The sequence below is a fragment of the Sorangium sp. So ce131 genome, from assembly GCF_051519095.1.
GTDB lineage: Bacteria > Myxococcota_A > Polyangia > Polyangiales > Polyangiaceae > Sorangium.
On sequence record NZ_CP150455.1, the window covers coordinates 11,829,679 to 11,841,567 of the forward strand.

9 protein-coding genes are annotated in these 11,889 nt (G+C 77.3%); all 9 read right to left on the minus strand.

What is annotated here, in order from left to right; translation table 11 throughout:
• Positions 1-115: 115 nt before the first annotated feature.
• The 9 genes from WMF43_RS43015 to WMF43_RS43055 all read right to left on the minus strand — a co-directional run bounded on the left by WMF43_RS43015 (position 116) and on the right by WMF43_RS43055 (position 11,664).
• Positions 116-1,111, minus strand: a complete 996-nt coding sequence (locus tag WMF43_RS43015; protein ID WP_437673943.1) for a DsbA family protein — start codon at positions 1,109-1,111, stop codon at positions 116-118.
• Positions 1,112-1,201: 90 nt separating this feature from the next.
• The gene (locus tag WMF43_RS43020; RefSeq protein WP_437673945.1) at positions 1,202-1,474 is read right to left on the minus strand and encodes a hypothetical protein; all 273 of its coding nucleotides are present in this window, start codon (positions 1,472-1,474) and stop codon (positions 1,202-1,204) included.
• 159 nt (positions 1,475-1,633) lie between these two features.
• Positions 1,634-3,484 (minus strand): hypothetical protein, encoded by a 1,851-nt coding sequence (locus WMF43_RS43025; protein ID WP_437673947.1) that lies wholly within the window; start codon positions 3,482-3,484, stop codon positions 1,634-1,636.
• Positions 3,471-4,394 (minus strand): thiopeptide-type bacteriocin biosynthesis protein, encoded by a 924-nt coding sequence (locus tag WMF43_RS43030; protein WP_437673949.1) that lies wholly within the window; start codon positions 4,392-4,394, stop codon positions 3,471-3,473. The genes WMF43_RS43025 and WMF43_RS43030 overlap by 14 nt, the downstream gene beginning before the upstream one ends.
• The gene (locus WMF43_RS43035; RefSeq protein WP_437673951.1) at positions 4,384-7,008 is read right to left on the minus strand and encodes a lantibiotic dehydratase; all 2,625 of its coding nucleotides are present in this window, start codon (positions 7,006-7,008) and stop codon (positions 4,384-4,386) included. Before WMF43_RS43035 ends, WMF43_RS43030 begins: the two co-directional genes overlap by 11 nt.
• The gene (locus WMF43_RS43040) at positions 7,005-7,841 is read right to left on the minus strand and encodes a nitroreductase family protein (RefSeq protein ID WP_437673953.1); all 837 of its coding nucleotides are present in this window, start codon (positions 7,839-7,841) and stop codon (positions 7,005-7,007) included. Before WMF43_RS43040 ends, WMF43_RS43035 begins: the two co-directional genes overlap by 4 nt.
• Positions 7,838-9,667: a SagB family peptide dehydrogenase gene (locus WMF43_RS43045; RefSeq protein ID WP_437673955.1), complete on the minus strand. Its 1,830-nt coding sequence runs from the start codon at positions 9,665-9,667 to the stop codon at positions 7,838-7,840. Before WMF43_RS43045 ends, WMF43_RS43040 begins: the two co-directional genes overlap by 4 nt.
• Positions 9,648-10,370: a TOMM precursor leader peptide-binding protein gene (locus tag WMF43_RS43050; protein WP_437673957.1), complete on the minus strand. Its 723-nt coding sequence runs from the start codon at positions 10,368-10,370 to the stop codon at positions 9,648-9,650. The genes WMF43_RS43045 and WMF43_RS43050 overlap by 20 nt, the downstream gene beginning before the upstream one ends.
• Positions 10,348-11,664 carry a YcaO-like family protein gene (locus WMF43_RS43055; protein WP_437673959.1) on the minus strand — a complete coding sequence of 439 codons (1,317 nt, stop codon included), beginning with the start codon at positions 11,662-11,664 and terminating at the stop codon, positions 10,348-10,350. Before WMF43_RS43055 ends, WMF43_RS43050 begins: the two co-directional genes overlap by 23 nt.
• Positions 11,665-11,889 lie beyond the last annotated feature (225 nt).

Genomic DNA, 11,889 nt, shown 5'->3' on the forward strand with positions numbered 1-11,889 from the left:
TCCTTGTCGAGGACGGCCGGAAGCTTGGCGCCGCCGCCGAACGCGCCTGCGGCGTCGGCCAGGCGGTAGGCGTGGAGCAGAGGGCTCTACAGCCGCCCTCGCGCGGCGCACGCGCCTATCGCGCCCCGTTCTCCGTGACCGCTCCCGGCGCCGCCCCCTCGCGTCCGCCGCCGATCTTGAGCTCGGTCTCCACCCACCGATCCAGCTCGCCCTGCAGGCTGAACAGCGCCAGATCGAACTCGCGCCCGTTCACGACGATGAACGGCGTCCCCGAGAGACCTGCCTTGTCGGCCTCGGCCTTGTCGCGCTCGATCACCTTCGCGGCCGCGTCGCCCTTCATGTCGGCGCGGAACCGGGCCAGGTCGAGCCCAATCTTCTGCGCGTAACCGAGGAGATCCGCCTCCTCGAGCCGGTCTTGGTTCTCGAACAGGAGGCGCTCCATCTGCCAGTAGCGGCCCTGGCCGTGGGCCGCGACGGCGGCGCGCGCCGCGGCCTCGGCGTGCGGGTGGGACCGCAGCGGATACACCTTGTGGACGAGCCGGACGTGCGGCGCGTGGCGCTCGAACACCTCGTCGACCAGCGGGACGGCGCGCTTGCACGAGGGGCACTCGAAGTCCGACCAGACGACGATCTGGACCGGCGCGCGCTCGGGGCCGCGAGCAGGGGAGTCCGCGACATCGATCTTCTTCACGTTCGGCCCGAACCTCACGCCGTACGCCGCCTGCGCCTCCGCCGCGCTCGCGCCGCCGCGGATCTTGTCGGCGACGAGCTGCGCGGCGGGCACGCAGGCCGCGCACGGGCGCGACTCGCGGACGCACTGCGCGATCGACACCGCCTGATCGGAGCACGGCGCGTAGAGCTGCGAGACGAGCTGCCACCACGTGTGGCGCTCGCGGCGGACGAGCTCGGACGTGTCGACGCCGGGCAGCTCCTCGGGCTCGCCGCCGGGCGCGTCGAGCGGCGCGGCGCCGGGCGGGCCGGGGAGCGGGACCGCGGTCGCGTCCGCGAACTGGGGGTCTTGCCGCTCGGCGCCCCCGCACGCGGAGAGGACGGCGAGCGCGGAGAGCGCGGCGAGCGCGAGGCGCCCGGCACCTGATTTCGGAGTGAACACGCGCAGATACTACACAAAAAAGGGCAAGCCGGCCGGCCGTCCCGCCCTCGCGGGCGCGGCGGCCGGCCGGCTCTCCCCGGCTCGGCTGTCTCAGCCGTCGGCGAGCGCGCGCTCGTGGATGCGCTCGGCGACCTCGCCGTCGGTCCCCTGATCCTCGATGTTGGTCGAGATGGTGCTCGCCGAGGAGAAACACGCGCTCGTGCAGAGCGAGCTGAGCGTGCTGACCTTCGCGGCGATCAGCTTGTTCGGGTTCTCCTGGATCTCGCGCACCGTGAGCTCGATGTCGCGAACGGCGTCGAGGATCTGCGCCTCCGTCCGGATCTCAGCAGCGGTGTCGTTGAGCTTCCTGTCTTCCTTCTTCATGGTCTGTCTCCTCGTGAGTGCGCCACATCGAGCGCGGACACGGCGTGTCCGCGCGCCATGAGCGGCCTTCGGGCGATGTAGAGCACGGGTGTGGCGAGCTCCGGCTACATCGCTCCATCGCGGCCCGTTCCGGGCTGCGCTGGCCCCCGCTGAACAGGACTACGCGGGGTGATCGCCGTCTCTTACATTCGATTTCACGAGCCGCTCGGCGCGCAGCGCGCCGCGCGCGCGCAGCCTCGGGCGGTCCTCCGGGGCGGCGTCGGCGGCGAGCCGGAGCCCCGCGCCGGCGAGCGCGCGCGCGGCCTCGCGATCGCCCTCGAGCGCGGCCGCGTCGGCGAGCAGGTACACCGCCTCGCAGCACTCCGCGAAGGCGGCCTGCGCGTGCTGCGGGGGGAGGCCGCGCGCCTCGGCGAGCAGCGCCTCGGCCTCGCGCCGGGCCTCGAGCGACGCCCCGCGCGCGATCGCGAGGTGAGCGCGCGCGCGCCGCTCGAGCAGCGAGCGCCGCGGCCTCTCCCCCGCGCGCTCGCCCGGCGTCGAGGCCGCGCGCTCGCGCGCGACGAGCGCCTCGGCGCGGGCGCGCTCGCCGAGGGCCGCGCACGCGGTCACCGCCTCCGCGGTCGCGAGCGCCGCGAGCGCGCGCTCGCCGCACCACCGCGCCCGCTCGGCCGCGACCTCGAGGTGCGCGATCGCGTCGGCCGGGCGGCCCGCGATCTCCAGCGTCGCCCCGAGGCGCGCCCGGACGAAGAGCGCGCGCGTGACGTCGCCCATGGCCTCGATGCCGGCGAGGCCGCGCTCCTGGAGTGCCGCCGCCTCGGCGGCGCGCTCCCGCTCGACGACGAGCGTCGCCGCCTCGGCAGGGCGCCCGCGCGCGAAGACGTGCGCCGCCTTCCAGAGGTGCGCGGTCGCGCGGCAGCCCTCCGGGACGTCGCGCCCCGCGAGGATCACGTCGAGCAGCGCCTCGTGGCGGCCCTCGGGGTCGAGCATCGAGCAGCCGAGCGCCGCGTCGAGGTGCAGCCAGAAGCGCTCGCCGGGATCCGGCGCGGCCTCCCTCTCGGCGTACGCCGCGAGCCCGAGCTCGCGCAGCGCCTCGGCCTGCCCCGCCTGGCGGAGGGCCGCCATGTGCACGCGGCGCGCCCTCCTCCGGACCGACGGCACATCCGCCGCGGTCCGCGCGATCCGGGCTGCCCGGAGCGCGAGCTCGGGGGCATGCGTCTGCAGCGCCGCCATGGCCAGGTGGAGCCACGCCTCGGCGCGCTCGGGCGCCTGCGGCTCGGGCGCGGCCGCGAGCGCCGCCGACAACGTCGCGACGCCCTCGTGGAGCGCCCCCGCGGCGCAGAGCGCCACGCCGGCCGCCTCGCCCTCGGCGCGGCGCGCCGGCGTCGGCGCGGACCGCGGCGAGGCGTCCGGCGCGGGCCGCGGCGAGGCGTCCGGCGCGGGCCGCGGCGAGGCGTCCGGCGCGACGGCCCGCGCAAGGGAGACCTCGCCCGCGCGCGACAGCCGCCGCTCGAGGCCGGCGTCGTCCCACGACGCCTCGGCGAACACGACCAGCACGACCCCCGCCGCGCCGAGCGCGCGCGCGAGGAAGCCGAGCACGAGGAGGTCGTCGTCCGTCGCGCGCTCGAGGCCGCGCAGGGCGAGCACCGAAGGCCGCCTCAGGAGCGGCGAGAGCTGCCCGAGCAGCGCGAACGCGACGGCGTTGCCGTCGGGCAGCATCGGCCCGCACGGATCCGCGTATGCGCGGCGCACGGGCTCGAGCCAGGACGCGCGCGGGCGCGCAGGATCGATCGCGCCCGCGCAGTCGAGCCAGAAGCCGAAGGGCTCGCCGGGGCGCGGCGCCGAGGGATCGACCCCCGGCGCCTCGATCCAATCGACGCCCGCCTCGCGCACGGCGTCGCGCCACGCGGCGGCGAGCGGCGCCGCGCCGCCCGGGGCGACCACGACGAGCGGCGCGCGGCGCCCGGTCGCCTCGAGGATCAGCGCCCAGGCCGCCGGCGGATCAAGGGAGCGCACGAGGCACCTCGCCGTCGCGCGCGCCCTCGCGCGCCCCCTCACGCGCGCCCTCGCGCGCCCCCTCGCGTGCCCCCTCGCGCTCGCCCTCGTGGCGGAGCGCCCGCGACACGAGCGCGGCCACGAAGGGCTCCTCGAGGATCCCCAGGCCGAGGCGGTTGTGGAACGTGTGGGCCAGGTTGAAGACCACCCGGACGAGCGGCGCCTCGAGCTCCCCCGCCCCCGCGAGCGCACGCAGCGCGGCCGCGCCGGCCGACGTCTCGGCCGACCACCGGCGCGCCTCGTCGCCCGCGAGCGATGCGAGCCCGGAGGGCGGGCCGTCCAGCAGGGTACGCACCGCCGAGGCCGCCACCGGGCTCGGCTCGAGCGGCGCGTGTTCTCCGATCCAGGAGCACGCGAACCGGTGCCAGTACGCGGCGTAGTCGCCGAGCCGGACGCGGAGCTCGACCCCCGAGTACCCGGCCCAGGCGAACAGCTCGCGGAGCGCCCACGCGGCCACGAGCGCGCGGCCAGCGGTCCCGCCCGGGGTGCGCGCGATCACGGCGCACGCGAGCCGGCTCGACGCGAAGAACAGCCGCTCGGCGATCTCCTGGCCCATGGCGCCGCCGTGTTTCTCGGTCTCCGGCTCGTAGGTGGCCCAGGCGAGGCGCGCCGCGGCCCCGACCCGGGCGAGCTCCGCCTCGAGCCGCGCGGCCACGGCCGGGACGCGCGCGTCGTCGGCGAGGCGCACGCGGTAACGCAGGTGGTTCCCCCCCTCGGCGTAACGCAGGAAGAAGAAGCGATCGACGGCGCCCTCCGCTATCAGGGCGCGCGCGGTGGGCTCGACGAGCTCGCGGACGAGCGCGTCGGTCGCGGCGCCTCCCGGGCCCGGGTCGTGGAAGATCTGCGCGTAGAGCCAGCGGTCACGGTGCACGGTCGGCCTCCCATCGGAGCTGGACGACGAGCTCCGCCACATGCGGGCGCCCGCCGATACGGAGCGGCGCGGCCTCGGGCTCCGGCAGGAGCTCGGTGATCACGAGCCAGCCCGGCGCCGCCGCGTCCTTGGGGCCGAGCAGGCGGTCGAGGCCCGCGAGCGTCGCGGGGCTACTCCAGTCGATCAGCATGCGGCTCGCCGCGAGCGCGGCGACCGCGCCGCCGCCGGAGGCGACGTGGCGCGCGAAGCCCCGCTCGGGCAGCCCGCGCGCGCGACGGAACGCGGCGACCCGCCGGAAAAACGAGCTGTATCGCTCACTTGCGGCCTTGCGCGGGATCTCCTCCGCCGGGACGGCCCACCGCGCCCGCTCCAGGACGAGGCGGCCGACCTCGAGCCGCGGGCGGTGGTCGCGGAGCCGGCGGCCGGCCGCGAGATCGCGCGCGTCGAGCAGGTTGTACAGGTCGGCGCGCTCGGCGACGGTCTCGTCGGCGATGCGCGGCGAGAGCGCGCGGAGCACGAAGAGCGGGTCGGGGAGGTTCGTGTCGCGCAGGAAGCCGAGGTGGATCGGCTCGATGTCGCAGCCGAGCGCGAGGGAGCACACGCGGAGCTCCGACGCCGCCGGGTCGTACCGGAGCGAGAGCTCGGAGAGGCGCACGGCAGGGCGATCCTCGGCGACGGCCTCGAACGGCAGCTCGATCGCCGCCGCGGTGAGCGGCGGGTGGAGCTGGAAGTTCAGGCCGAGCCCCGCGTCGATCTCGACCGGGCGCGGGCCGCCCTCCGCGGCGAGGCGCGCGCGCGCCTCCCTCGCGGCGGCGTCGCCCTCGGCGAGGAAGCGCGAGAGGTACTTGTAACGGCCGCTCTGGAGGCCGTTGAGGACGACCGCGACGTCCGGCGACCCGGGGCGCGCGGCGAGCTGCACGAAGGCCGACACGGCGAGCCGATCGCAGGTCGCGGGGAGCGCGCGCGCCTCGAAGAGCGCGGGATCGAGGGCGCAGCGGTCGCCCTCGGCCGACGCGACGGCGCGCCCGAGCGGCGCCGCCATCCACGCGATCGGGTCCTGGGAGAAGCGGAGCGCCCGCATGAGCGCGCCGTTCGTGACGACCGAGGTGATGAAGCGCGGGACGTCATTGCAGGTCCCCGCCGGACCGTAGGCGGAGAGGAACGCCTCGGTGAGCAGGCGGTGGGTCCTCCGCGACGCGCTGGCGCGGGCGAGCGCGAGCGCCGGCTCGAGGTCCGCGGCGAGATCGGCCGGCGGCGCGGGGAAGTCGCCCGGCGCGAGGCCGCGGACCGAGACGTCCTCGACGAGCGCGGCGCGCTGGCCGTGGGGGCCGAGCTCGCGCTCGATCGCGGCGAGCACCGCGGCGCGCTCCCTCGCGGGCGCGCCGCCGTAGCGGGCGAGGTGCCCGGCGAGCAGCGCGACCCGATCGGCGGCGGCCGCGTCGATCCCGCGCAGCGCGCGCGCGAGCGCCTCGAGGGCCGACGGGTCCGCGCCCGGCCGCGGCAGGACGCGCTCGAGCACGCCGAGCCGCACGAGCTCGGCAAGGACCCGGCGCGCCGCCGCGGGGTCGTGCCCCTCCGCGGCGAGCGCGGCCGCCGCCTCGACCTCGCTCCGGCCCGCGGCGAGCCGCAGCACGCGCTCCACGCCGGGCGTTAGGTCGAGCGAGGACAGGCCGAACCCGAGGCGCGGGGCGGCCCCCGGCGCGTCCGCCGCGACGCCGGCCTGCGCGAACACGAGCGCGGGCGGCGCGCCCTCGTCGCGGTAGCGGAGCGGGTTCAGGCGCAGCGGGAGCCGGGCCGCCGCCTCCGGCGAGAGCGTCCGGGTGAGCCACGCCTGGAGCGCGCCGGCGTGGATCTGCGGGCGGCTCTCGTACGTGAGCTCGCCCGGGCGCGCGCGCGCAAGGCCTCGATCGAGATCGAGATCGAGATCGAGGTCGCCGTCGTGCCAGTCGAGCAGCGCCGCCGCGGCGAAGGAGCTGAAGGGCGTCGTGCGCGTCGCCGCCCGGAACACGTAGCGCGCGAGCGCGGCCTCGCGGATCTGCTCCGCGGCCGTGGGCGGCTTGCCGGCGGGGCGCGCGAGCAGGTGCTCGGCGGCGCAGCGCAGATCGGGGCTCGAGAGGAGCATCCCGCGCGCGACCGCCTCGTCCGAGAGGCACCGGCGGAGCGCGGCCGACGCGGCCTGCCACCCGGCGGCGAACGCCTCCTCGAAGGCGCGGCTCGCCTCCGCGCGCGCGGTAGAGAGCCGCTCGACGCGCGCGAGCTCGCCCCGGAGCGCCTCGGAGGCGCCCTGCGCGACCGCGGCCGGCAGCGAGGCCGGCTTGCCGTTGAAGAGCCGCCGCTTGACGTCGAGCAGCGCGCGCCGGAGCTCCCGGTCCTCGCAGCCGCCGACCTCCGCGTGCGCCCGCTCCGCCGCGGCCCGCTGCGCGGCCTCGAGCTCCGCCTCGGCGCGCGCGAGCGCCTCGTCGGCCGCGGCCGCGCCCGCGAGCCGCAGCGCCGGCAGCACGTCCGCGCTGAGGCCGGCGACACGCGCCGTGCCCCAGCGCTCGAGCCGCCACCTGCGCCCTCGCGCCGCGCCCTCGCGCGGCCCGGCGGCCGCCATCGCGATCGCGGCGCTCATGGCTGCGCGCCTCCCGCGGCGTCGCGCTGCGCGCCGTCGGCGACGCCCCCGGCGGCGCCCTGCGCGCCGCCGACAACGTCGGCCGCGCGCCGCCGCGCGCCGCCGACGACGAACGAGAAGAAGCAGGTCCGCTCGACGCGGTCGAAGCCGAAGAGCTCGTCGGCCTTGGCGGGCGCGAACCCGCCGCTCGCCGAGTACGTGAGCCCGAGGTGCTCGGCCGCGACGTAGAGGCGGTCGGCCACCCACCCCGCGCTCATCGCGGCGGCGCGGTAGCCGCGGTCGCCGTACCGCCGGAGCCACGACGCGAGCGGGACGACGAGGAACAGGAGGGCGGCGGCGCCGCCGTGCTCCCACTGGAGCAGCACGTCGTCGCGCACGGCGTCGCGGTCGGCGGGGCCGAGCGCCTCCAGCGCGTGCACGTCAGGGCGGTAGCGGTACGCGCCGGGCGCGAGCCCCTCGACGTCGAAGACCACCGGGCACACCTGCGGGGCGAGCTTCGCGTCGGGGAAGAACGCGCCCGCGACGTCCCGCCCCGTGACCGAGAGCAGCGTCGCGAAGGGCGCGAGCGCGATGCCCTCCGGCGCGAGGCCGCCGCTCCGGCGGGCGCGGAGCAGCTCGGCCACGGTGCGGCCGTCGCCCGGCCGCGGCGAGGGCTCCGGGAGGGCGACGCGGGCGCGCGCGGGCGGCCACGGCGCCGCGTGTTCGGGCGCGAGCGGCGCGAGCGGCGCGCCGGCCGCGCGCGCCCGGGTCCCCTCGATCATGGCGGCGACGACCGACCAGGGTCGCTCCGTCGTCGCGAACAGCGAGTCGTCCACCGCTTGCACCTTGCTCACGTTGCCCCCTTTCCCGCGCGCGGCGCGCGCGGCGCTCCGGAGAGAAACACCGCCATCGCCGGGGCCATGTCCCGGCCGTTCACGCGCGCGAGCGAGGCGAGCTCGGCGTCGTCGAAGTCCCACGCGAAGCCCGCGGCGAGGCCGAGGTGGTCGGCCAGCATGCCGAGCCGGTGCGCCATGACGCCGGCGTCGAGCAGCGTGTAGACGTACCCGCGGCCGAAGTACTTCGCGCACACGCGCGCGACCGCGCTCACGATCACGACGACCGCGTCGGCGCGCTCCCAGCCGGAGCCCGCGCCGAAGCTCGCGGCGAGGGCCGCGTCCGGCGCCCCTTCGTGCAGGACCTCGAGGCAGTCGTCCGCCAGCACGTAGTGGTACACGCCGGGCCCGAGGCCCGGGACCGAGCGCGCCGCGAGGTACACCTCGGCCGAGCCGAGGTTGCCGCCCGAGGCGATCGCGCGGCGGTAATGGAACCCGCCGCCGGGGAGCGGGACGACGTCGCCGCCAGCGCTCCAGCGGAGGAGCGTGGCCACGCGATCGCGATCGAGCTCGGCCGGCTCCGCCTGGAAGGGACCCAGCACGGCGCGGGCCGGCGCGTCGAGGTGCCCGGCGGCCGGGCGCTCGGCGCGCGGCGCGCGGCCGTCGCGCTCGCCGCGCGCGCGGACGGGCACCTTGCGCGCCCACCGGCTCTCGCGCTGCGCCGAGCGCTGGAGCCGCCGCACCGAGGCGCTGAGGTGGTGCTGGTAGCCGGCCGGCTGCTTCATGTGCCACGGCTTGAGCGACACCACGTCGTGGAAGTAGAGCGCCCTGTTCTCGGCGTGCCCGTCGCGCATCTCCAGCGTGCGCGGCTCCGCCGGCGCGCCGCACACGGGGCACCCGGGCAGGCGGCCGATCGCCTGGTGCGCGCGCGTCTCGCCCGCCTCCGGGCTCCACACCTCGACGACCTCGAGCGGCATCGCGGGGGCGATGCCCGACAGGTGCGCGATCGCGCCCTGCACCGCCCGGCTCACGAGCGCGCGCGCCCAGAGGCGCCGCGCCGCGGGCGGGGCCGCGGGCGCGAGGTCGTCCTCCACCTGGAGGTGCACGCACCGCGGGCAGGCCGAGACGCGCGGGAGCGTCAGCGGGCCGACGCGGAAGGCGTCGAGATCCACGTACAGCACCGCGCACCCGCGCTCCGCGGCCACGGGGAAGAAGCGCTCCTGCGCCGCGCGGTCGCCGAGGAACAGGACGAGCGACGGCGGCGCCCCCGCGGCGAGCGCGCGCCACGCGTCGTCGCCGCCGGAGACGACCTCCGCCGCCACGCCGGACGAGAGCAGCAGCGCCCGCGCGACCTCGGCCTCGGCCGCGGGCCCGACCACGGCCACGCTCGCCTCGGCGAGCCGCCGCTGCGCCTCGTACCGGCTCTGGAACAGCCCGGTGACGCGCAGGTTGCGGCTGAAGAACGCCATCTGCGCGCCGAACCGCGCCTCCGCCTCCTCGGAGGCGTCGCCCTCGCCGCTGCCCTCCTCGAGCGCGCCGTGGAGCTGCAGCAGGTACAGGACGTCCTTCGCGCTCTGCACCGACGTGCCCGCCGCCGCCGCGAGCTCCGGGACGGTGCGCGTCCCGTCGAGCAGCGGCACGAACGCGCCGAACACCCACTCGAGCGAGCGCCCCTCGAGCAGCTGGGGCTGGCCGCCGAGCAGGCAGAGCCCCTCCCCTACCCGGACCCGGAGCAGATCCTCGACGAACCGGGGCCGCTCCGGGATGCGGAGCTCCCAGGTGTTCTCGGCGACCTTCGCGAGCTCTCGCGCGGTGTAACCGTCGTGTTCAGCGTGCTGCGTGCTCATCGGAGCTGTCCTTCCCGGCGGGCGTCAGGGGTGGGTTCCGGGGCGCGACGGGGCGGCGCCGGAAGTGGTCCTCGAGGGCGCGGAACGTCATGTCGGCCTGCTCCCCGGCGGCGCAGCGCGCGCACCGGCCGAGGCGCGCGAACTGCCGGGAGCGCAGGACATTGGAAAGAGCATTTCCGTCCCACCACTGGCCGAGCCGGCGGGCGCGCGGGCGGCGCTCCCCGGCGCGGAGCGACAGCGTCTCCGCCACGGCCATGGCGGCGATCTGCTCGTTCAGCGCGGCGAGCTCGCCGCGGAACCAGGAGCGCTCCCCCGGCTCGGAGGCGAGGCGGGTCACGGCGTCGTGCACCGCGACGTCCGGCGCGAGGGAGCGGACGCGCCGCGCCCAGCACGTGTAACACGGCGTGCGCCCGGGGATCACTGCGGGGCCGACCACGAGCTCGTGCGCGAGCGCGTAGGCCTGGATCCAGGGGACGCCGCGCTGCCAGCACGCGTCGTCGATCGCCTCGGCGACGCGGGGGTACGGCCGGTCCGCCGCGAGCAGCACCGCGGCCGCGCCGTCGACCGAGAAGGCGGGCGCGTCGACCGGGAGGACCAGCGCGGGCACGCCCTCCTCGGCGAGCAGCTGCTCGGCGCGTCGCCCGAGGTTTCCGCCGCGGAGCAGGAGGACGGGGGCGCCCTCAGGAGAACGGGATCGGATCATCGACGATTCCTCCTTCGCTGCGCGCGCCGTAGCCGAGCGACTCCGGGGCGCGGTAGAGGCGCGGGTGCGCGAGGTAACGGACGGCGTGGGAGAACGTGATCGGCATGAGCTCGGGCACGACGACCTTGACCACGACGATCCCGAAGTCGCGGATCTCGGGCTGGGTCACGTCGACCACGAGCACCTCCATGTCGAGGTCCGCGAGGCGGCGGACGATGGCGCGGAGCGCGTCGCCCCCGTCCGGGCAGAGCGGCGGCGGCGGCGCGCTCCGCGCCGGCGCTCCCTCGGTGGCGAACGCGAACCGCGCCGGCCCGTCCTCGCCCGCGTAGAGCAGGCCGAAATCCTCGGGCGGCCGCGCGGGCTCCTCGTCGAACGAGGCGCGCGAGACCGCCCGCCCCGCGTAGGCGAGGCCGACGCGCAGGCTGCCCGCCTCCTCGAGCACGCGCTGGGCGGCCGCCGCGGCGGTCGCGCGGCACGCGCCCATGGCGACCACGTGCGGCGCGCCGCGCTCCGTCGTCTGGACGACCCCCACCACCGGCACGCCCACGTCGGTCGTCCAGTCGAACAGGTGCGAGGTGATCCCGGCGCGCGCCGCGCGCTCGACGAGCTCCTCCACGCCGGGCCCGAGCGCCGCGGGGTCGGACAGGCGCGGCATCGGGAGCTGGTGGAGCCAGAACAGCGCGAGGCTGTCGCGCTCGATCACCTCGAAGAGCCCCGAGAGGATCGCGCTCTCGAGATCGCCCCCGGCGGCGAACCCCGTCGAGATCGGCAGGATCACGTGCTCGGACACCGGCAGCGGCAGCCCCATGTAGGCCGCGGTCAGCGGGATCCAGCGCGGCGCCGCGCGGGTCAGCGAGTAGCCGCGCACCCAGGCGAGCTTGTCGTCCTCGCCCGGCTCGCGCGGGAGGTCGAAGGGCCGCGCGCGCGCCTTCTCCCGCGCCGACGCCCGGGGCAGGCGCCCGAGATCGATCGCCTCGCCGCCGAGCTCCCGCCGCGACGCGAAGCGGACGCCCGCGGTCGGGTACATGACGGAGCAGTACCGCTCGATCGCCTCGCAGAGGGAGCGCACCTTCGCGGTGGTCTCGTCGAGCGCGGTGCCGTGCCCGACGAGCGGCTCCGAGAGCGACACCTGGAGCGGCTGCAGCGCCGCGTGCCGCGCGACCTCGGCCGAGAAGCCGAACATCTGCCCCTCGTACCCGGGGGGAAACGTGATGCGAGAGACCCTGGAGAGGACCCCGCTGCGTTCGTCGATGAGCGGCGTCAGCCGCTCGATCAGCGCTCTTCCGCTGTCCATGTCGCGCTCCGCGCGGCCCGCGAGGCTCGCCGGACCGGGAGGTCCGTCGCCCCGGGCGGGCCGGGTTGTTCGTGGACCCGTGCGCGCCTCCCCCGGGGCGCCGGAGCGCGCCGCGGTGGACGGCGTGCGTCCGGTCGCACTCCGGTCTTCGCCGGCGGCGGCGGGGATCTTACAGGCGCGCGATCGGTAAGATCCCCGCGGGATCCCGCGAACTCCGTCGTGCGA